The sequence below is a fragment of the Pseudomonas sp. P7758 genome, assembly GCF_013386485.1.
GTDB lineage: Bacteria > Pseudomonadota > Gammaproteobacteria > Pseudomonadales > Pseudomonadaceae > Aquipseudomonas.
The window spans coordinates 1-18759 of record NZ_JACARS010000128.1; the positions used below are offsets into that span (position 1 = coordinate 1).

At 62.3% G+C, this 18759-nt stretch carries 22 protein-coding genes; 14 read left to right on the forward strand and 8 right to left on the reverse strand.

Annotated features, from left to right (window positions below; translation table 11 throughout):
• Window positions 1-156: 156 nt before the first annotated feature.
• The 3 genes from HX873_RS24835 to HX873_RS24845 are packed head-to-tail and all read left to right on the forward strand — an operon-like array spanning window position 157 to window position 2668.
• Complete coding sequence (locus HX873_RS24835) at window positions 157-1494, forward strand: MFS transporter (protein ID WP_177009656.1); 1338 nt, start codon at window positions 157-159, stop codon at window positions 1492-1494.
• A gap of 37 nt (window positions 1495-1531) precedes the next feature.
• The gene (locus HX873_RS24840; protein WP_177123346.1) at window positions 1532-2191 is read left to right on the forward strand and encodes an aspartate/glutamate racemase family protein; all 660 of its coding nucleotides are present in this window, start codon (window positions 1532-1534) and stop codon (window positions 2189-2191) included.
• 24 nt (window positions 2192-2215) lie between these two features.
• Window positions 2216-2668, forward strand: a complete 453-nt coding sequence (locus HX873_RS24845) for a thiol-disulfide oxidoreductase DCC family protein (protein ID WP_003214512.1) — start codon at window positions 2216-2218, stop codon at window positions 2666-2668.
• 53 nt (window positions 2669-2721) lie between these two features.
• Here HX873_RS24845 and HX873_RS24850 read toward each other — a convergent pair whose 3' ends face one another.
• Together HX873_RS24850 and HX873_RS24855 are read right to left on the reverse strand one after the other, a co-directional pair.
• Window positions 2722-3927 carry an MFS transporter gene (locus tag HX873_RS24850; protein ID WP_003214513.1) on the reverse strand — a complete coding sequence of 402 codons (1206 nt, stop codon included), beginning with the start codon at window positions 3925-3927 and terminating at the stop codon, window positions 2722-2724.
• A gap of 77 nt (window positions 3928-4004) precedes the next feature.
• Window positions 4005-5504, reverse strand: coding sequence for a PLP-dependent aminotransferase family protein (locus tag HX873_RS24855; protein ID WP_177123347.1), 1500 nt, complete (start codon window positions 5502-5504; stop codon window positions 4005-4007).
• Window positions 5505-5581: 77 nt separating this feature from the next.
• Here HX873_RS24855 and HX873_RS24860 point away from each other — a divergent pair, with 77 nt between their 5' ends.
• A complete protein-coding gene (locus HX873_RS24860) occupies window positions 5582-7255 on the forward strand; it encodes a M24 family metallopeptidase (RefSeq protein WP_177123348.1) in 1674 nt (557 codons plus the stop codon).
• A gap of 85 nt (window positions 7256-7340) precedes the next feature.
• Window positions 7341-7559 (forward strand): DUF4287 domain-containing protein, encoded by a 219-nt coding sequence (locus tag HX873_RS24865; protein WP_003214516.1) that lies wholly within the window; start codon window positions 7341-7343, stop codon window positions 7557-7559.
• A 28-nt stretch (window positions 7560-7587) separates the two neighbouring features.
• Here the strand turns inward: HX873_RS24865 and HX873_RS24870 are convergent, their stop codons facing one another.
• The 3 genes from HX873_RS24870 to HX873_RS24880 all read right to left on the reverse strand — a co-directional run bounded on the left by HX873_RS24870 (window position 7588) and on the right by HX873_RS24880 (window position 10016).
• Complete coding sequence (locus HX873_RS24870; protein WP_102368493.1) at window positions 7588-8091, reverse strand: DUF2867 domain-containing protein; 504 nt, start codon at window positions 8089-8091, stop codon at window positions 7588-7590.
• 20 nt (window positions 8092-8111) lie between these two features.
• A complete protein-coding gene (locus HX873_RS24875; protein WP_008438853.1) occupies window positions 8112-8489 on the reverse strand; it encodes a glyoxalase/bleomycin resistance/extradiol dioxygenase family protein in 378 nt (125 codons plus the stop codon).
• Between the two features lie 294 nt (window positions 8490-8783).
• The gene (locus HX873_RS24880; RefSeq protein WP_177123349.1) at window positions 8784-10016 is read right to left on the reverse strand and encodes an MFS transporter; all 1233 of its coding nucleotides are present in this window, start codon (window positions 10014-10016) and stop codon (window positions 8784-8786) included.
• Between the two features lie 65 nt (window positions 10017-10081).
• Between HX873_RS24880 and HX873_RS24885 the strand changes: the two genes are divergently transcribed.
• Complete coding sequence (locus tag HX873_RS24885; protein WP_177123350.1) at window positions 10082-11071, forward strand: AraC family transcriptional regulator; 990 nt, start codon at window positions 10082-10084, stop codon at window positions 11069-11071.
• 4 nt (window positions 11072-11075) lie between these two features.
• Here the strand turns inward: HX873_RS24885 and HX873_RS24890 are convergent, their stop codons facing one another.
• Complete coding sequence (locus HX873_RS24890) at window positions 11076-11939, reverse strand: LysR family transcriptional regulator (protein WP_134326054.1); 864 nt, start codon at window positions 11937-11939, stop codon at window positions 11076-11078.
• 107 nt (window positions 11940-12046) lie between these two features.
• Between HX873_RS24890 and HX873_RS24895 the strand changes: the two genes are divergently transcribed.
• From HX873_RS24895 to HX873_RS24925, 7 genes are all read left to right on the forward strand, one after another.
• A complete protein-coding gene (locus HX873_RS24895; protein WP_003214522.1) occupies window positions 12047-12439 on the forward strand; it encodes a tautomerase family protein in 393 nt (130 codons plus the stop codon).
• A gap of 275 nt (window positions 12440-12714) precedes the next feature.
• The gene (locus HX873_RS24900; protein ID WP_003214523.1) at window positions 12715-13164 is read left to right on the forward strand and encodes a MarR family winged helix-turn-helix transcriptional regulator; all 450 of its coding nucleotides are present in this window, start codon (window positions 12715-12717) and stop codon (window positions 13162-13164) included.
• A 26-nt stretch (window positions 13165-13190) separates the two neighbouring features.
• Window positions 13191-13754 (forward strand): isochorismatase family protein, encoded by a 564-nt coding sequence (locus HX873_RS24905; RefSeq protein ID WP_003214524.1) that lies wholly within the window; start codon window positions 13191-13193, stop codon window positions 13752-13754.
• Window positions 13755-13756: 2 nt separating this feature from the next.
• On the forward strand, window positions 13757-14086 hold the full coding sequence (locus tag HX873_RS24910) for a hypothetical protein (RefSeq protein WP_008438861.1): 330 nt from the start codon (window positions 13757-13759) through the stop codon (window positions 14084-14086).
• A gap of 5 nt (window positions 14087-14091) precedes the next feature.
• Window positions 14092-15306 (forward strand): MFS transporter, encoded by a 1215-nt coding sequence (locus HX873_RS24915; protein WP_177123351.1) that lies wholly within the window; start codon window positions 14092-14094, stop codon window positions 15304-15306.
• A 361-nt stretch (window positions 15307-15667) separates the two neighbouring features.
• Complete coding sequence (locus HX873_RS24920) at window positions 15668-16039, forward strand: hypothetical protein (protein ID WP_177123352.1); 372 nt, start codon at window positions 15668-15670, stop codon at window positions 16037-16039.
• 4 nt (window positions 16040-16043) lie between these two features.
• Window positions 16044-16223: a DUF1289 domain-containing protein gene (locus HX873_RS24925; RefSeq protein WP_003207939.1), complete on the forward strand. Its 180-nt coding sequence runs from the start codon at window positions 16044-16046 to the stop codon at window positions 16221-16223.
• A 19-nt stretch (window positions 16224-16242) separates the two neighbouring features.
• Here HX873_RS24925 and HX873_RS24930 read toward each other — a convergent pair whose 3' ends face one another.
• Together HX873_RS24930 and HX873_RS24935 are read right to left on the reverse strand one after the other, a co-directional pair.
• Window positions 16243-17106 (reverse strand): DNA/RNA non-specific endonuclease, encoded by an 864-nt coding sequence (locus HX873_RS24930; protein WP_177123353.1) that lies wholly within the window; start codon window positions 17104-17106, stop codon window positions 16243-16245.
• Window positions 17107-17198: 92 nt separating this feature from the next.
• Window positions 17199-17831 (reverse strand): TetR/AcrR family transcriptional regulator, encoded by a 633-nt coding sequence (locus tag HX873_RS24935; RefSeq protein WP_023659027.1) that lies wholly within the window; start codon window positions 17829-17831, stop codon window positions 17199-17201.
• Window positions 17832-17902: 71 nt separating this feature from the next.
• Here HX873_RS24935 and HX873_RS24940 point away from each other — a divergent pair, with 71 nt between their 5' ends.
• A complete protein-coding gene (locus HX873_RS24940) occupies window positions 17903-18757 on the forward strand; it encodes an aldo/keto reductase family oxidoreductase (RefSeq protein ID WP_177123354.1) in 855 nt (284 codons plus the stop codon).
• Window positions 18758-18759: the final 2 nt, after the last annotated feature.

An 18759-nucleotide genomic window follows, 5' to 3' on the forward strand; every position in this document is an offset into this window, starting at 1 on the left:
TCCCTGGATAGCTCCCCGCCTTACCTGGCCCAAATCCTGCCTGCATCACTCCCACCCAGTCGCTACTGACTACGCGGACGACTCTTTTGAGCCCCGCCGCCCAATCCCCGCCCCCGATAATCAAGCATCCCCTTACCACCGCCGAGGCCTTCCCCCATGACGAGCCCATCCACCGAACAGGTCAGCCCCCAAACCCTGCGCAGAGTGATCATCGCCGCCGGTATCGGTAACTTCGTGGAGTGGTTCGACTTCGCCGTCTACGGCTTTCTCGCCACCACCATCGCCCAGCAATTCTTCCCCAGCGGTGACGCCAGCGCGGCGTTGCTGAAGACCTTTGCGGTGTTCGCGGTGGCCTTCGCCTTCCGGCCCCTGGGCGGGATTTTCTTTGGCATGCTCGGCGACCGGATCGGGCGCAAACGCACGCTGGCCATGACGATTTTGCTGATGGCCGGCGCCACCACGCTGATCGGCCTGCTGCCCACCTACGCCGCCATCGGCGTGGCGGCGCCGATTCTGTTGTCGTTGATTCGCTGCGCCCAGGGTTTTTCCGCCGGGGGCGAATACGCCGGGGCCTGTGCCTATCTGATGGAGCACGCGCCCAGTGACAAGCGCGCCTGGTATGGCAGTTTTGTGCCGGTGTCGACGTTTTCTGCGTTCGCTGCGGCGGCCGTGGTGGCGTACGCACTGGAGGCTTCGCTGTCCGCCGAGGCGATGGGCAGCTGGGGCTGGCGCTTGCCGTTCCTGATCGCGGCGCCGCTGGGGCTGGTGGGGCTTTACCTGCGCTGGAAGCTGGATGAGACGCCGGCCTTCCAGGCGGTGAAGCAGGAGCACGCGGTCGCGCACTCTCCCCTCAGGGAAACCTTGCGCAACCATGGTGCGGCGATCTGTTGCCTGGGCGCTTTTGTGTCGCTCACGGCGTTGTCGTTTTATATGTTCACCACCTACTTCGCGACGTATCTGCAGGTGGCGGGTGGCTTGAGTCGGGCGGTGGCGTTGCTGGTATCGCTGATTGCGCTGATTTTCGCGGCGGCGATCTGCCCGCTGGCAGGGTTGTATTCGGATCGGGTGGGGCGTCGGGTCACGGTGATGACGGCGTGTGTGTTGTTGATTGTGGTGGTGTACCCGTCGTTCCTGATGGCCAGTTCCGGGTCGTTCGCGGCATCGGTGGTAGGGGTGATGTTGCTGGCGGTGGGCGCGGTGCTGTGTGGAGTGGTGACGGCGGCGTTGTTGTCGGAGACCTTTCCGACACGCACTCGGTATACGGCTTCGGCGATTACCTACAACATGGCGTACACGATCTTTGGCGGTACGGCGCCGTTGGTGGCGACGTGGTTGATCAGTACCACCGGCAGCAACCTGTCGCCGGCGTTTTATCTGATTGCGGTGGCGGTGCTGGCGTTGGCGGGCGGGTTGGCGTTGCCGGAGACGTCACGGATTTCGCTGCATGAGGTGGGCGTGGAGGAAAAAGGCGCAGCGCCGGTGTTGTCGCGTTAAAGTCGGCGGGTGTTCAAAAGTGCCGGAGACCTGAGCGATGCGTATTACCTGCCTGCATACCGCCGAGAGCAACATTGCCGTGTTTGACGCTGCCGCAGCAGCGCTGGGGATCGGGTCACGGGTTTTGCACCATGCAGTCCGGGCCGATCTTCTGGCAGCGGTTGAATGCGCGGGTAAGCTGACCGCAGGCATAGCCGAGGAAACGCAGCAGGCGCTGGTTGCGCTGGCTCAGCACTGCGATGCAGTGGTGCTCACCTGTTCGACCCTGGGCCCGGTGGTTGAACTTGCCGGTACTCACACCCGGGTGCCGATTCTGCGGGCAGATGAAGCGCTGGCATTCGCGGCGGTTCAAGCTGGCGGGAAGGTGGTGGTGTTGTGCGCTGTCGAAACCACACTCGAGCCGACTGCTCGCTTGTTTTACCAGATGGCCCAGCACACCGGGGCGTCGGTGGAGGTGCAACTGGTTCCAGGGGCGTGGGCGATGTTCAAGGCGGGCGACCTGCACGGTTATCTCGCGACCATCGCCAAGGCTGCGGACCGTGCCTATGGGGATGGCGCGTCTATCGTGGCACTGGCGCAAGCGTCCATGAGCGAAGCCTCTTCGCTTGTAACGACGGGCCCTGCTCCACTCACCAGTGCATCGACGGGGCTGCGGGCAGCGCTGAGTCGTGCCGAACGCGGGTATGATCCAGGCTAACCCGGCCCGACTGGACCCACGCTGATGCCCGCCTCCCACACCCGGCCTACTCCCGCACCACTCCTCAAGCCCGGCGAAACCGTGGTGCTGTTCGACGGTGTGTGCAAGCTGTGCAACGGCTGGGCAAGGTTCCTGATTCGCCATGACCACGACCGACGTGTGCGCTTGGCGGCCGTTCAGTCGCCCGAAGGTCAGGCGCTACTGGCCTGGGCCGGGTTGCCGCTGGATCAGTTCGACACCCTCGCCGTGATCCGCGACCGGCAGTATTGGGAGCGTTCGGAGGCGGTGTTTGAAATCATTGCGCAACTGCCTGCCCGCTGGCGCCCGTTGCTGGTGCTGCGCGCCATCCCGCGCTTTCTTCGGGATTGGGCTTATGATCGCATCGCGCGTAATCGCTATCGGCTCTTCGGGAAATACGACACCTGCCTGTTGCCGGACCCGGATCATGCGCGGCGTTTTTTGAAGGGGCCGCCATGAACACCTGAGTTTGGCTTACTCACCTGGGCAGGCGTGGAGGATAGGTAAAGCACTCACTCCCCGCGTCCAGTGTCGTAGCGTTTGGAATAGGAAGCCCCCATCAGATAGAAGCACCCACCCGCCACGATAAACGCCGCGAGCATATAGAACATGAAATGCGCCGACTGCGTTGCCAGGGCAAACCCGCACAGCACCGGCCCCAGCGCACCGCCGAGGCTGGACAGGTTTTGCGCGCCGTAATACATGCCGCGCAGGTGCTCCGGTGCGATGCGGTCGATAAACATGTACTCGGCCGGGAACACGATGATTTCGCCCACGGTGAATATCGCCACGGCCAACGCCCAATGCAGCACGGTGGTGGACAGCGCAAAACCGACGACGCCCAGCAGAAACAGGCTGAAGCCCGCCGTCAGCCATTGATTCAGATGCTCGTTGGTAATGCGCTTGCCCACGATGTACTGCAGGCAGATCACCACGGTCGCATTGACCGCCACCACCGAGCTGATGACCCGGTAGGTAAATTCCGGCGTGCTCGTGGTCACCAGGTATTGCGAGATGTAGCCGGTGAACTGGCCGAACGCCACGGCGCTCAACGCGCCGCCCACCGTGAAGCAGACCAGGCGATAGTCCTTGAGCAGAATGCGCCCCACCGCGACGAACGACACCGGGGCATTGGCCGGGTCGGCGGAGCTGAGGCTCCTGTCGCCCCACACCCAATAGGTGAGGAAGAAGCCCATGCCCAGGATCGCCGACACCAGGAACGGCAGTTTCATATCCATGTGCGCGAGCCCGGCGCCAATGAACGGCCCCACTGCGTAACCAATGTTGATCAGGGTGTAGCGCACCGAAAACACTTTGCCGCGTTCGGCTTCCGGCAGCAGTTTGCCAAACGCGGCCTTGACCACGATATCGATCACTGAATAGGCGAAGTTGAACGACACCAGAAACAGGAAAAACAGCCACAGGTGCGACGTGACGCACATGCCGATGAAGCCGACGGTGAAAAACCCCGTGAAGCTGAGGATCAATCGGTAGCTGGAGATTTTGTCAGTCAGGTAGCCGCCGTAAAGGCTCAGCAACGAACCGATGAGCATCGCACCGCCCACCACCAGACCGATTTCGCTGATGCCCAACGTGAAGTTGGATGACAGATAAATCACCATATACGGCAGGGTAATGGCGCGCCCCAGGGTCAGGAACAACGCAGACGACAGCAGCAGATTGACCGAAAACGGGTAGTGTCTGAAGGCAGCGAGCATCAGCGTCGGTTCCTGTTATTGGCAGTATCAAAGGCTAAGTAACATATCCTTACACATCCACCTTTGAGCCGGCGTAATTATTTAGCCGCGCCCCCAATCGCCCGCGCCGCCTCAGCCAAACGCTGCGTAGCGACGCGGATTTCCTCCGAATTGAGCGAGGCGAAGCCCAGGCGCAAGGCATTTTCAGGATGATCAAACGGTGAAAACAGGCGACCGCTGCGCACCACCAGGTCCAGCTCCAGTGCTTTTTCGGCCAGTCGGCCGACGTCGATTGAGTCGGCGAACTTTACCCACAGCGCCAGCCCGCCTTCGGGTTCCTGCACAGAGATCTGCTCGCCAAAAGCTTCCAGCAAACAACTGAGCAGGGTCTCCCGACGCCGACGGTATTCCCTGGAAACCCGCCGCAGGTGCTTCTTCAATTCGCCATCGTTGATCAAGTCCGCGAGCATCCGCTGCATCACGGCATCGCCCTGGCCCAGGCTCACCGCCGCCGTACGTTCGAGCACTTCGATGAGGTTCGACGGGGCAACGATATAGCTGCAACGGAAGGTGCTGCCCAGGGACTTGGACAGCGAGCCGATGTAGATCACATGACGCTGCGCGCTGTCACTGGCCAGGGGCAAATAGGGCCGTCCGGCAAAGTGATACTCGTGGTCGTAGTCTTCCTCGATGATGCAGAAGTCATGCAGCCGGGCCAGTTCCAGGAGCTGCTGGCGACGTCCGGCACGCAGGCTGACGGTGGTAGGAAACTGGTGATGGGGGGTGACGTACATCATCCGTACGTTATGCAGGCGGCACAGCTCGGCGAGCTGGTCGACCCGGCAACCTTCGTCGTCCAGGTCCACGGTGACCAGTTGCGCGCCCAACTGGCGGAAAATCTCCCAGGCCGGTGGGTAACTCAGGCGTTCGACCACCACCACATCACCGGGTTTGAGCAGCGCGCTGGCGGTCAGGTACAGCGACATCTGCACGCCTTGGGTCAGGCAAATCTGCGGCGCGCCGACCGTCAGGCCGCGATTGTGGCGCAACATTTCGGCCAGGGCGTTGCGCAGGTACTGTCCGCTGCCTTCGCTGCCATGGCGCACGGTGTTGGTGGTAAAGCTGTTGCGCAAGGCATTGCGGTAATAGCGGTGCAGCACGGCTTGCGGCAGCAAGCGATGGTCACAGGCGCCATTGTCGAAAAACAGCGCGCCGGGCCGGTGTTGCAGGGCTGTCACCTGTTCGCCCGGGGTGAAATAGGCCGCCGCAGGCACCTCCCGCAATGCCGGGGCAAACGACTTCGGGGCGCGGGTGGCCGGCACCGCGCGTGTCGCCAGTTGCGAACTGACGAAGGTACCGCGACGTTGAAGGCTGACCAGCCAGCCCTTGGTTACCGCCTCCTCGTAGGCAAGGATCACCGTCTTGCGGTTGACGTCCAGCAGTTGCGCCATCTCCCGCGTGCCGGGCAACAGCGCTCCGGGGCGCAGGCGGCCCTCGACAATCGCGCTCACCAGGCCCTCGACGATCTTTCTGTAGGACGCCTGCGGCTGCTCCCCATCGAGTTTGAGCAGCGGGCGCCATTTGCGAAGCTGGACCATATGAATTATCCAAAACTGGAGGTTCTCCTGGTCCTAGTCTACCGCAACAATCGAGGCTCAATTGCCCCGAGGTGTTTATGCACAACCGCCATGTCGTTGAATTGTTGCCCTCGGGCAAATCCTTCGAAGCTGCCGATCAATTGCTGCTCGACGCCATGCTGGCCAGCGGTCTCGCCGTACCCTTTTCCTGCCGGCGCGGCGCCTGCGGATCGTGCAAGGTCAAGGTGGTGTCGGGCCAGCACCGGGAAAAGCTGCGCACACCCGACACCCCTGCCCCTTCTTATCCGCTCGCGGCTGACGAGATGTTGCTGTGCCAGAGCCATGCCTGCAGCGACATGCGCGTGGAAATCCCCGGCTGGTCACTGGACACGCCCGCGCTGGAAGCCAGCGCACAGGTGATCAGCAAACGCGCGTTGAGCGCCGACATCGTCGAGCTGGTGTTGCTGACTGCCCAGCCACTCGAAGTCCGGGCCGGCCAGTACCTCAGGTTTCGCCTCGACGATGGCGACAGCCGCTGTTTCTCCGTGGCCAATCTGCCCGCGCAGGATCAAGGCCGGTTGGTATTTCATATTCGCCAGGTCAGCGGCGGCCTGTTTTCCGAACGCATCCTGCCGACCCTGCAAGTGGGCGATGCCGTAAAACTCGAAGGCCCCGTGGGCGCCTGCACCTGGCAACACGACGATGAGCGCCCTGTTGTGCTGTTCGCTACCGGGACCGGTTATGCCGGTATCAAGCCCTTGTTGCTGACGGCCCTGGCCCGCCAGGCCGAGGTCACCCTGTATTGGGGTAACTCGGCACCGGCGGACTTCTATGACGTCGAGTTTCTCGAACGGGCCAGCCAGGCCCATCCACGCTTTCTCTGGCATCGGGTTTTGTCGGCAGACGCCCGCGTACAGCAGGTCGCGTTGACACAGCCCCATGACTGGGCCGAGAGCCAAATCTACGCCTGCGGCAATAGCACGATGATCAACCAGGCCCGCGAAGCCTGCCTGGCGGCAGGTGCGCAGGCGCATCGTTTTGTCGCCGAAGCCTTCGTCCCCAGCGGTGCATTGACGCCAGCGGAGTCGCTCAACACGCGGCACCCGGTGCTGGAAAAAGTCGGCCCGCGCTACTCGTTGGACGGCATGCTCGCGGCCCGCGAGCAAACGGTCAGGGCCCTGGCCGCCATCGCCGATCAATTGAAAGTCGGCATGACCACGGCGCAAGCCCTCGCAATGGCCAGCGAGACATTGCAGGCCATGGGCGCGTCTCACACCTGGCATCCCACCTATATCCGCTTTGGCGAAGACACCATCCGCACACCCCGCCAAGGCATCGACCTGCTGCGCAAGCTGCGGCCCACCGATATCGCGGTGGTGGACCTTGGCCCGGTGTGGGATGGCTATGAAGGCGACTATGGCGACACCTTCGTATTCGGCGAGCACCCATTGCATGACGCTTGCACGAAGGCCCTGCATGAAGTGTTCGACGAAACCCGCGATGCCTGGCACCGCGGGCTGACCGGGCGCGAGCTGTACGACTTCGCTGAGGGTAGCGCCCTCTCCAAGGGCTGGCGCCTTGAGCGCAACCTGGCCGGACACCGCATCGCCGACTTCCCCCATGCCCTGTTCGGGCAGGACAAGCTGGCTGAAGTCGAGATCGTACCGAGCGAGATGGTCTGGGTGCTGGAGATACAGATCTGCCATCCCACACAACCGGTCGGGGCGTTCTTCGAGGATATTTTGATTGGCGAGGCCAACGGGGGCGTGTAGGGACGGGCCGTACGGTGGACCCGGTGAGTCCAGAGCGGTAACGTTATCCGGGCATTATCACCTCAGCAAAAAGGGAGTTTGCATCATGACCGACGACACAAAAACAAAAGGGCCAGCGTCGTACTTCCCCTCCATCGAAAAAAACTATGGGCAACCCATTAGCCACTGGCTGGATCTGCTCAAGGCCGCCAGTTCCAGGAAGCATATGGAGCTTGTGGCCTTGCTCAAGACTGAACACGGCATGGGCCATGGTCACGCCAATGCGTTGGTTGCGTACTTCTTGGCGGCTGAAAAAGGCAATTGATCCACCTCCCGGCGGGCGGTGAACGTGCCTACCCGCCGGGCGTTGCGGCTGTCTCTTGCAGCGTTCGTTCAAGTCGTCGCAGGTGAGCATTCACAATGAGTTTGTGCGCTGGCCCCACTGGCAGCATGTAGAGGCGCCCATAGGTGTTATGGGTGACAACCGACGAGGTGATCGTGAGTACACGGTCAGCGATTGAAAGGCAGATCATCACATCCAGGTGCCGGTCACGCTCGGTCAGCACCAGCATGTCGGGCGCGCTGCGTTCCACCAGGAAGAAGTCCAGCCGGTCGCCGACCTGCACAGCCTCGCGCAAGGTGCCGGAGAACCCACCGATGCGCTTCACACCAAACAACGAGGAAATGGCATCCCTGATTCGGAAAGCCACCTGCATCAACGGCCCCGGTTCGCCGGTCATGATGTTCCAGGCATCCAGCGCGGTGATTTCAGTAGGCAGCGGGGCTGACCGGGTGTCGTAGTAATCAAGCTCTGACGGTGCACGCAGCGTGTGAACAACATCGGTAGTCGTCAACATTATCTTCCCTGATTGCTCGGTTAGAGCGGCTGACCTACATCAATACGATTCCCGTCCGGGTCTTCGAACACAAACGCCCGCAACCCGTAATCCTGATCCTTGAGGCGCTTGATGATCCTCGCCCCATGCTGCACGCAAGCGGCGTGCAGCCTGTCGACATCGTCCACCATCAGGTGGGCAATCGTGAACGCGGCGGCTGGGTGGTTGGGTTGCAAGGTCAAATGCAGCTCGCCCTGGTCGCGCTGCAGAATCATGAAGCCGATCGGGTTTCCATTTTCGAAGGCTTTCGTAAACCCCAGGACCCTGGTGTAAAAATCATGGGCCCTGCCCATGTCCTTTACGGGAAGCGTTACTGCAATTCGTCCGAAACGGACGCCATGATCAACGACTGCGCTCATCGCAGAACCTCAACGTGCAAGCACCATGACACCTGCCAGGCGGTGCTGGTGAGTGTGAAGCGCCTTGCCAAACCTGAAGGAGCAGGACGGTGCCTGCGAGGCAGAGGTTATTTTGCGCAGCTACTGAAGTAAAGAGAGATACGAGGGTCGCTGCAGGTCAATGATCAGCAGGCGGTCGTTCAGCTACGATTGCTCGGAGTCGGAACTGAGCCCAAAACCAGCAGGATTGATCAAGCGAACTGAAAGGGGGCGAAGCGCATGCGTTTATTCTCGCCCCCTGCCTCTAACACGGTTTCAGAGATGAAACGCCGGCCCCGCCTCTGCACCTTGTGGAGGCGCTTCAACCTTCACCTTCAGCGCAATCAACAGTGCCGCCAACAGCATCAAGATACCTGCCGCGACAAAGACCCCGCCGATACCACTGAAACTGAACATCGCGCCGCCTGCCGCCGCCCCGGCGGCAATCGCCGACTGCACTGAAGCCACCACCATGCCCCCGGCGCTTTCCGCCTGGTCAGGCACGGCCCGCGCCACCCAGTTCGACCAGGCCACCGGCACCCCGCCAAACGCCAGGCCCCAGAGCATCAACAACCACACCTGCCCGGTCACGGTTGCAGGCAACAGCGCCAGGGCGAGCGCCGCAACGCCCACCAGCGCGGGCATCAGCACCAATGTTCCACGCGGCAGACGCACCAGCAGCCAACCGGCCAGCAGCGTGCCGGCAAAGTTCGCAACGCCAAACCCCAGCAACATCAACGCCAGCCCCTCGGCATCGACGCCAGTGGTGCTTTCCAGGAATGGCCGGATATAGGTGAACAGCGCAAAGTGCCCGGTGTGCACCAGCACGCACCCCAACATGCCCACGGCAATGCCCGGACGCAGCAGCACTTCCAGCACCGTCCTCAAGCGGGCGGTCCTGCGGGGTGCGAGCGGCGGCAGGGTGAACAGCTGGAACACCAGGGTCACGCCGCCCACTGCTGCGGCGGCGAGAAACGCGCTGCGCCAGCCGTACAGCCCACCCAAAAAGCTGCCCAGCGGCACCGCCACGACAGTGCCCACCGCGATGCCGCTGAAGATGATCGACAAGGCACGCGGCAGCAGGGCCGCCGGTACAAGCCGCATCGCCACCGCCGCCGCCATGCTCCAGAAGCCACCCAGGGCGATGCCCAGCAGGACGCGCATCAGCAGCAACACCATGAGGCTCGACGAGACCGCCACCAGCAGGTTGGAGCAGATCATCAGCGCGCTGAAGCACAACAGCACCACGCGCCGGTCGATCCCGCGGGTCAGGCCCGGTACCAGCAACCCTGCGAACAACGCCACCACCGCCGTGACTGTCACCGCCTGCCCTGCCAAGGCTTCCGAGACGCCGAGTTCGACCGCCATCGGCGTCAACAAACTGGCCGGCAGGTACTCCGCCGTGAGTAATCCGAACACGCCCATCGCCAACGAAAACACCGCCATCCAGGCCGGTGTCGCGGGCGCCACATCTGCACCGGTTACGGCGTCACACACACAACTGCTCATCACTGGTCACCCTCCAAAAGTTATCGCGACCGCCAGTCTAGGTAGGCAGAGCAGGATGATCTATGATGCAAAATCTTGAATTCTTTACCGAAACCCCGAAAATGATGCTTCCAGAACCGTTCGACGTGTCCTCTGACCTCATCAACGAGCTGCTGCGCGGCATGCGCCTGCGGGGCGTCGAGTACCGCCGTATCCAGGCTGGGCCGGCGTTTGGCCTGGGCTTTGCGGCCAAACCCGGGCATGCGTACTTCCACCTTGTCGCCGCCGGCGGCGTCACCCTGCGTACCGAGGACGGCACGCAGTACGAACTGACGCCGGGCAACGCCGTGTTCATCTCCCACGGGGGCGCCCATCAGTTGCTCTCCAGCCCGGAGGTGCCGGTGCAGGACATCCACAGCTTCAACGCCGCAGCCCTCGGCGATGCGGTGTGTGCCGTGGATGCCCGCACCGATGCAGGCGTGGCTCAAAGCACCCTGCTCTTCAGCGGCTGCATGGAGTTTGAACTGGGGAGTTTGCACGGCCTTGGCCGCCTGATGCCGGACCTGATGCTGATCGACGCCAAGGGCCAACGTTATCCGGGGTTGATGCCGATCCTGGCGGCCATGGAGCGCGAAGTCAGCAGCGCCCGCATCGGCTTCGCCGGCATTCTGGCGCGCCTGGCGGACGTGGTGGCGGCCATGGTTGTTCGGGGCTGGGTCGAATGTGCCTGCGGGAATGCGTCCGGCCTGGTGGCCGCGCTACGCGACCCGCGCCTGGCCAAGGCCCTGCTGGCGTTGCATCAACAGCCTGGGCGCGACTGGACGGTGGAAGAGCTGGCGGCGCAGTGTCATACCTCGCGCTCGGTGTTCGCCCAACACTTTCAAACCACGATCGGCACGCCACCGTTGCGCTACGCCACCGAACTGCGGATGCGCCTGGCCAGCCAGTGGCTGACGCTGGAGCGGCTGCCCATTGAAACCGTGGCGCAGCGCCTTGGCTATAACTCCCAGGCCGCGTTCAGCCGGGCATTCAAGCGCGTCACCGGGCAGCCGCCGGGGGCCAGCCGGCGATCTTGAGCCGCTAGGAAAAGTGCGTGATCAACATTTCTCGCACTGCACTGACCAGCGAAGCCTCTCCCGGACGCGGCGGTAACAGGCTGAACTCGACATCGGGCAGCGCCGGAAGCGTTTGAATCGACCGGCATGCCTCGGCCCCGGCAGGCACGGCCGAGCTGTTCAGGCACGCCACGCCCAGCCCCGCCAGCAGTGCCGATTGCAGGCCCGCCACCCCGGACGCGGAATGCGCAATGACATACGGCACCCCGCGCGCATCCAACAGGTCGATGGTGAACCGCTGCAAGCTGCAATCCTGGGGAAGTACCACCAACGGCAGCGGCGCCACGAGTTCGTGCTGTGCGTCGAACCCACTGAGTGCCACCCACCGCAGGGCCTCTCGTCGTACGGGAATGCCTTCGGGAAGGCTGCGACCATCGAGGATGCGCATCGACAGGCCAATGTCGAATTCGCCGCTGTTGGCGCCCTTTTCGATTTGCAGGCTCTTGCGCACCGAAACATGCAACCGAAGCTGCGGATATCGCGTGCGCAAACCCTTCAACATGCCCGCGATGGCGCTCGGCAAAAAATAGTCGGTGATGGCCAGGCGCAGTTCGCCGCTCAAGGTCACGCCGCGCATGTCCTCAAGCACGCAGTCACTCAGCGCGAGCAATTCACGCGCATGTGCCAGCAGGCGCTCTCCGGCAGGTGTGGGGCTCACGCCTTTTTTGCCGCGCTCCAGCAGCGTCACGCCGGTGAAGGTTTCCAGCTTGCGAAGTTGCTCACTGAGCGCGGACTGGGAACGGCACAGCTTGGGCGCGGCCGCCGAAAGGCTGCCGGATTCCAGGATGGTGACGAAGGAGCGCAGTTGCTCAAGGTCAAAGGGGCGCATGTCTAACCTGCGTTTTTTCCGATAGATATCATTATATCTTCCCGTTTTTCAGATCCGAATAATTTTCTTAATCTGGCACCTCACCCTACCCTTACGAGGAATTCGCCATGCCAGGCATCACCCTGAAAATCTCCGGAGAACGCAATCCCGAACTGGTCCGCCAGCTCGTCCCGCAGCTCACTGCACTGACCTGTGAAGTGCTCGAGAAACGCCCGGAGCAGACCTTGCTGATTCTCGATTTTGTGCCGCACGACCAGTGGTTCATTCATAACCGCTCGCTGGCCGAACACGGGCGCAACGCATTCCGCCTGGAAGTCACCGTGACCGATGAGACCAACACCAAGGCGCAAAAGGCGCGTTTTCATCGTGAGGCCTACACGCTGTTGGCGGAGTTGATCGGCAACCTGCACCCGCACTCCAATGTGCACATCATCGACTGCCGGGCCAGTGCCTACGGCTATGAAGGGGTGACTCAGGAGTACCGCTATCAACACACTTGATAGGCCGGGAAAAAGCCGCGCATGCATGTCGATCAGGTCAATGCGCGGCTCATCAAGTCCGTGAACAGTTGCAGAACCCGTTCATCATCCACGCCCAACAATCGGTCACCCACATAGCATTCGGTCTTGCACCATCCCGGTCCATGAACGACAGCACGCCCAGCCGCGACACCAGGTAACGCCCCGGCAAAAGGACCGTTGACGCGGGCTTTTATGACAAAAATTTCATACAGCTAAACTGTACAGTTTTTCTGCACGCATGCTAATGTCCGAGCATGAACAAACCTTCCATCACCTCCGAAACCCAATCCGCCGCCCTGGCTGCCGAGCTGCGCATCTCCCTGGGCAAGCTGATACGCCGGCTGCGGGAACAAACCCATCCGAACGATTTCACTTCCGCCCAGAAGTCGGTGCTGCTGCGCCTGGACCGAGACGGGCCCAGCACCGTCTCGGCCCTGGCCCGGGCGGAGAGCGTGCGGCCGCAGTCCATGCGCATCACCGTGGCCGGGCTGGAAACGATGAAAGCGATCAGGGGCAAACCCGACCCCAGCGATGGGCGCCAAACCCTGATCGAGCTGACTCCCGGCTTTCGTAAGCACCTGATCGCCAGCCGGGCAGCCAAGGACGATTGGCTGTTGCGGGCGCTGCAGGAGCAACTGTCTGCCGAAGAACAAGCTGAACTCGCGGCAGCGGTAAAGCTGCTGGAGCGCCTCGCCGACTTTTGAGCCCCCTATCCGTTCGAGGACATCCCATGGCCGTCACCTTGCTGGATCCCAACACCGCGCTGATCATCGTGGACTTGCAAAAAGGCATCGCCGAATACCCGTTCATCCACCCCATCGGCGCCGTGGTGGAACGCTCCCGTGCACTGCTCGACGCGTTCCGCGAGCGCGGCATGCCGGTGGTGCTGGTCAACGTCACAGGCTTCGCCCCTGGGCGCACCGAGCGGCCACGGCGCAGCGATGTATTTCCACCGGGATGGGCCGACCTGCTGCCCGAACTCGATCAGCAACCCGGCGACATTGGGGTGACCAAACGCACCTGGGGTGCCTTCGCCAGCACCGATCTTGAGGCGCAACTCAAAGCACTCGGCGTGACCCAAGTGGTGATCACCGGCGTTGCTACCGGAACCGGCGTGGAGTCCACCGCGCGCCAGGCCTACGAGGCCGGCTTCAACGTGACCCTGGCCGTCGACGCCATGACCGACGCGAACGCCGAGGCCCATCACTACAGCCTGAACCAGGTATTCCCGAAGCTGGGGGAAACCGGCACGGCGCAAGAGATCATCGGCTTGCTTGAAACAAGGGGGGCGTGACGATGCAATGGCATGAGCTGGTGTCTTATTTCTTCGGCGGCGTATTGCTCGCCAACGCGCTGCCCCATTGCCTCAGTGGCTTGATGGGCCAGTCCTTCCAGACGCCGTTTGCCAAGCCGCGCGGCCAGGGGCGGTCCTCCTCGACGCTGAATGTGCTCTGGGGTTTTCTCAACCTGGTGATCGGCTACGTGCTGGTCTGCCGGGTCGGGGACTTCGATCTCAAAAACACCGCTGATGTGCTCGCCCTCGGGCTCGGGGCCTTGGCCCTGAGTGTTTTCCTGGCGCAGCATTTCGGGCGCTTCAACGGTGGTCATTCCTCAGGGCCGGTGTGAGTTCGATGGGCATTTTCCGCTCGCTGCGCAGCGTCAACTACCGCATTTGGGCCGCCGGCGCCCTGGTGTCGAATATCGGCACCTGGATGCAACGCACGGCCCAGGACTGGCTGGTGCTGACCCAACTCACGCCGCATAACGCGTCGGCCGTCGGCATCGTCATGGCGTTGCAGTTCGGGCCGCAATTGCTGTTGCTGCCCTGGACCGGCTTCGCCGCCGATCACTACGACAAGCGCAAGCTGCTGATGGTCACCCAGGGCGTGATGGGCGTGCTGGCGCTGATGCTGGGGGTGTTTACCCTGACCGGCATCGTGCAGCTGTGGCACGTGTATGTGTTCGCGTTTTTGTCCGGCTGCGCCTCGGCCTTCGATGCACCGGTGCGGCAGATATTCGTGGCGGAGCTGGTGGGCGAAGCGGACCTGTCCAATGCCATCGCGCTCAATTCCACCTCGTTCAACATGGCGCGCATGATTGGCCCGGCGGTGGCCGGCGTGACCATCGCGTCGGTGGGCACCGGCTGGGCGTTCCTGCTCAATGGCGCGAGTTTTTTCGCGGTGCTGGCCTCGCTGTTTCTGCTGCGGGTTTCCGGCCTGCACACCAGCCTGCGGGCGCTGCGCACCAAGGGCAGCCTGACTGAAGGCCTTCGTTATGTGTGGGCGCGGCCGGACCTGATGGCGATCCTGATCATGCTGTTCTTGATCGGCACCTTCGGCATGAATTTTCCGATCTTCATCTCGACCATGGCCGTCACCGTGTTCCACGCCGATGCCCGCGGCTATGGCCTGCTGACGTCGACCCTGGCCATCGGCACCGTTGCCGGGGCGCTGCTCGCAGCCGGTCGCGAGCGGCCACACTTCAAGGCGTTGTTGATCGGCGCGCTGGTATTCGGGGTGGGCTGCACGCTGGCGGCGATTGCCCCGAACTATTGGTTGTTCGCCGGGGCGCTGGTGATCATCGGCGTGGGCGCGCTGACCTTCAGCAACACCACCAACAGCCTGATGCAACTCACCACCGAGCCCGCCATGCGCGGCCGAGTGATCGCCTTGCGGGTGGGCGTGGCGCTTGGCGGCACACCGATTGGAGCACCGATAGTGGGTTGGGTTGCCGACCACCTGGGCCCACGCTGGGCACTGGCAGTCGGCGCCGCCTCGGGCATCCTGGCCGCCGGCGTGGCGGTGTACACCATGACGCGCAAGCTGGATCGGCCTAAAAATATGTGATGGGCAACACAGCTCCCACAGTTGATCTTCGCAGGCTCGCACAGTTGATCGTTCCCACGCTCTGCGTGGGAATACATCCTGTGACGCTCCGCGTCACCATTGCGCAGGACTTGAACCTTGCATCGTCAGCTGGACGCAGAGCGTCCGAGGCGGCATTCCCACGCAGAGCGTGGGAACGATCATCTCGATCCGACAAAATCCTGCGTAGGAGCTGTCGAGCTTCAGCGAGGCTGCGAAGAGGTCCTGTCAGGCAATAAAGATGTCGCCTGCCAGTCCGCCATCGCAGCCTCGCTAAAGCTCGACAGCTCCCTCAGTAGATCTCTCGCGTATCATCACCCTCCTCGCTCCTCAAGGAATCCCCATGTCTTCAAGCAAACGCGACAGCGCGCGCATCGAACGTCGCCTGGTCGCGGCCCTGACCGAAGCCTGTGAGATCGCGAAAGCCGAAATTACCGGCTTCGACTGGCTGACCCACGAAGTCGACTACCAGGCCTTTGCCCAAAGCCTGCTGGTCATCTGGGTATTCGATACCAGGGCGAACCGGGAACTGGCCCTATCTACCGGACTGGACCTGCGCATGCGCGAGCTGACGGCCACCGCGCTGGAGGATGCCGGGGTGGATCGCCCTTCTTCGGACCGCTACGTGCGCTTCGACTCCGAGGAAGAATGCCACCTGCAGCATGGCGGCAATTGGCGCCTGCGCCTGCTCAAACTGTATGCGGTAAAGGGGTAAAGCCTTGGCTAAAGATATCGAGAACCCGTGCGTCTCAACCTGCCAGCTCAGTGGTGAGCTGTGCGTGAGTTGTGGACGCACCAAGGACGATATTCGCAAATGGAAAAAGATGAAGCGGCCAGAGAAGATGGCCGCTGTGCAGCGCGCAACGTTGCGCTTGAAGACGTTGAAAAAGGGCAAGTGACGCACCCGGTTTCAGGCCATCAAGTACGCCCGACGGACCCCGTCACCGGAAAATTCCCGAGCAACTTGAGCCCGGTGGTTTTCACAAACGTCGCGTAGTCCATCGGCTTCTCGATACGGGTTTCAGCGTTGGGCAGAACATACGCCCAGGCGCGCTTGGACGACACGTCGTAAACCAGCTTGAACAGGCGAGTCGGCACCCAGACCTTGTTGTCGCCAATGGTGCTGTAGCCCGGGTCAAACAACGGCCCGGTGAACACGAACACGTTGCCGTCGGCGCGCTTGGCAAACTTGCGCACGTCCGCCTCGACCTTGCTCCAGATCTTGCGGTTGTTGGTCGGGTCTTGCGGGACCATGTTCGACAGCGCAAAGGACTGGGCCATGGCGTTGGTGCTCGGCGCATCCGCCGCCGGGGATTGATGGCCACGGTCCACGGCCGGGTGTTGGCCACGGTAGTCGCTCAACTCGGCGCGCGCGCCTTTGGGAATACGCGGGTCGGGGTAGAACTGGTTGGTGCGTTCTTCGCCTTTGGCATCCTTCAACTGGCCGGCATTCAGGCGTTCGACCACCACCAGCGGGGTCTTGCTGGTTTGCGAGTACAGCACCGCGAAATTATCGGAACACAGCGCCAGGGGTTTCATGGTGGCCGGCACGGCGGCCGTGTTGATCGGTTGTGCGGCCGGGAACAGGTCGGCGCAACTGTCGAACGATGGCTTTTTCTGTTGGCTTGAATACAGACCCAGGGCCGCGCCCTGGCTGATGGAGCCCGAGCGGGAGGTATGGGATTGAGGCGGTGTGATGAGGTCCAGCAGGCCACGGGCTTGCGCCCCGGTGGAGAGCAAAACAAGGGCCGACAGCCCAACTGCAATTTTGCGTAGGTGCATGGGTTAAATCTTCAAAGTTCGATTGCGGGGCTTATGGACCCATGGATGTGACTTTAGTGCGAAGCAGCGCTGCAAAATACCCTGAACACGGTTTACGTAAGTGACTGATAGGTTTGAAGATAAGCTCGCAGCATGCGGGTCACCTGCTGTTCCAGGCCGGCTTCAAAGGCCGCAGATGCATTGCCTTCAAGCAACGCCCGGACCGGTCCCACCACCGCGCTGAGCGAGATGGCGGCGGTAAGGGATGGGTCTTCAAAACGGGCATCCGACGCCGTCGCCAACATCGCTGCAATCGCGGCCACCACCCGCTTGTTGATCCGCGCCACAAGCTCCGCACCGCCCCGCTCACCTGCGATGGCATACAGGGCTTTGGACGCCGTCGGGTCCATCAGCTTCACGGCGAGAAAAGCCGTGACAAACCCCGATGCCATTTCCGCCACCGTGGTGCCCTGGTGTTGATCGCACGCCTGCTCGACGGTCTCGGCCACCTGCACCAGATGCTTCTCCAATACCGCAGCAAGCAGTGCATCGCGGTTCGGATAGTACTGATAGAGACTGCCCACCGACATGCCCGCCCGCTCGGCCACGCGGGTCGTGGTGCAGCGGACCAGGCCCTGAGCGGTCAAAACCTGAAGGGTTGCCGTGTGCAGCGCTTCCACCGTCGCCGCCGACCGGGCCTGGACCGCTGATTTTCTTGGCTTTAACGACGCTTTGAGAGGGCTCATGGAATGCGAATTCTAAACCTGAAGGATCCTTCATATTATAGGCTTCCTCCCGTCAAGCAAGAGCCCCGACCATGACCACCAGCACATTCAATCTCGGCGATCGCACCGTCAACCGCATCGGCTACGGCGCCATGCAACTGGCCGGCCCAGGCGTGTTTGGCCCGCCCAAGGACCGTGATGCAGCGCTGGCCGTACTGCGCGAGGCCGTCGCTTGCGGCGTGAACCATATCGACACCAGCGACTTCTACGGGCCGCATGTCACCAATCAGATTATTCGTGAGGCACTGCACCCGTATAAAGACGATCTTACGATCGTCACCAAGGTAGGCGCCCGCCGTGGCGACGATGGCGCCTGGTTCAACGCTTCGTCGAAGGCCGAGCTGACCCAGGCCGTGCACGACAACCTGCGCAACCTGGGCCTGGATGTGCTGGACGTGGTGAATGTGCGGGCCATGCACGGCGTGATGGGCACTGCCGAAGGCTCGATCGAGGAACCCCTGAGTGCCATTGCCGAGCTGCAACAACAGGGCCTGATACGCCATATCGGCATCAGCAACGTTACCCCGACGCAGGTCGCCGAGGCGCGAAAAATCGTGCGCTTCGTGTGCGTCCAGAACCTGTACAACATCGCCCACCAGCACGATAACGCGATGCTCGACGAATTGGCCCGGGACGGCATCGCCTATGTGCCATTCTTCCCGCTGGGCGGGTTCTCGCCAGTGCAGTCAGCGGTGTTGTCGAACGTTGCACGGCGCCTCGGCGTCACCCCGATGCAACTGGCCCTGGCATGGCTGCTGCGCCGTTCCCCGAATATCCTGCTGATCCCGGGAACGTCCTCGGTCACCCATCTACGGGAAAACATCGCGGTGGGCGAGCTGGATCTTTCGGACGAGGCACTCGCAGAGCTGAACACCCTCGCAGGCTGACC

Excerpts from the sequence above, each read along its gene's own strand:
- HX873_RS24835 (WP_177009656.1), top strand. The coding sequence starts at position 157 with ATGACGAGCCCATCCACCGAACAGGTCAGCCCCCAAACCCTGCGCAGA.
- HX873_RS24840 (WP_177123346.1), top strand. The coding sequence starts at position 1,532 with ATGCGTATTACCTGCCTGCATACCGCCGAGAGCAACATTGCCGTGTTT.
- HX873_RS24845 (WP_003214512.1), top strand. The coding sequence starts at position 2,216 with ATGCCCGCCTCCCACACCCGGCCTACTCCCGCACCACTCCTCAAGCCC.
- HX873_RS24850 (WP_003214513.1), bottom strand. The coding sequence starts at position 3,927 with ATGCTCGCTGCCTTCAGACACTACCCGTTTTCGGTCAATCTGCTGCTG.
- HX873_RS24855 (WP_177123347.1), bottom strand. The coding sequence starts at position 5,504 with ATGGTCCAGCTTCGCAAATGGCGCCCGCTGCTCAAACTCGATGGGGAG.
- HX873_RS24860 (WP_177123348.1), top strand. The coding sequence starts at position 5,582 with ATGCACAACCGCCATGTCGTTGAATTGTTGCCCTCGGGCAAATCCTTC.
- HX873_RS24865 (WP_003214516.1), top strand. The coding sequence starts at position 7,341 with ATGACCGACGACACAAAAACAAAAGGGCCAGCGTCGTACTTCCCCTCC.
- HX873_RS24870 (WP_102368493.1), bottom strand. The coding sequence starts at position 8,091 with ATGTTGACGACTACCGATGTTGTTCACACGCTGCGTGCACCGTCAGAG.
- HX873_RS24875 (WP_008438853.1), bottom strand. The coding sequence starts at position 8,489 with ATGAGCGCAGTCGTTGATCATGGCGTCCGTTTCGGACGAATTGCAGTA.
- HX873_RS24880 (WP_177123349.1), bottom strand. The coding sequence starts at position 10,016 with ATGAGCAGTTGTGTGTGTGACGCCGTAACCGGTGCAGATGTGGCGCCC.
- HX873_RS24885 (WP_177123350.1), top strand. The coding sequence starts at position 10,082 with ATGCAAAATCTTGAATTCTTTACCGAAACCCCGAAAATGATGCTTCCA.
- HX873_RS24890 (WP_134326054.1), bottom strand. The coding sequence starts at position 11,939 with ATGCGCCCCTTTGACCTTGAGCAACTGCGCTCCTTCGTCACCATCCTG.
- HX873_RS24895 (WP_003214522.1), top strand. The coding sequence starts at position 12,047 with ATGCCAGGCATCACCCTGAAAATCTCCGGAGAACGCAATCCCGAACTG.
- HX873_RS24900 (WP_003214523.1), top strand. The coding sequence starts at position 12,715 with ATGAACAAACCTTCCATCACCTCCGAAACCCAATCCGCCGCCCTGGCT.
- HX873_RS24905 (WP_003214524.1), top strand. The coding sequence starts at position 13,191 with ATGGCCGTCACCTTGCTGGATCCCAACACCGCGCTGATCATCGTGGAC.
- HX873_RS24910 (WP_008438861.1), top strand. The coding sequence starts at position 13,757 with ATGCAATGGCATGAGCTGGTGTCTTATTTCTTCGGCGGCGTATTGCTC.
- HX873_RS24915 (WP_177123351.1), top strand. The coding sequence starts at position 14,092 with ATGGGCATTTTCCGCTCGCTGCGCAGCGTCAACTACCGCATTTGGGCC.
- HX873_RS24920 (WP_177123352.1), top strand. The coding sequence starts at position 15,668 with ATGTCTTCAAGCAAACGCGACAGCGCGCGCATCGAACGTCGCCTGGTC.
- HX873_RS24930 (WP_177123353.1), bottom strand. The coding sequence starts at position 17,106 with ATGCACCTACGCAAAATTGCAGTTGGGCTGTCGGCCCTTGTTTTGCTC.
- HX873_RS24935 (WP_023659027.1), bottom strand. The coding sequence starts at position 17,831 with ATGAGCCCTCTCAAAGCGTCGTTAAAGCCAAGAAAATCAGCGGTCCAG.
- HX873_RS24940 (WP_177123354.1), top strand. The coding sequence starts at position 17,903 with ATGACCACCAGCACATTCAATCTCGGCGATCGCACCGTCAACCGCATC.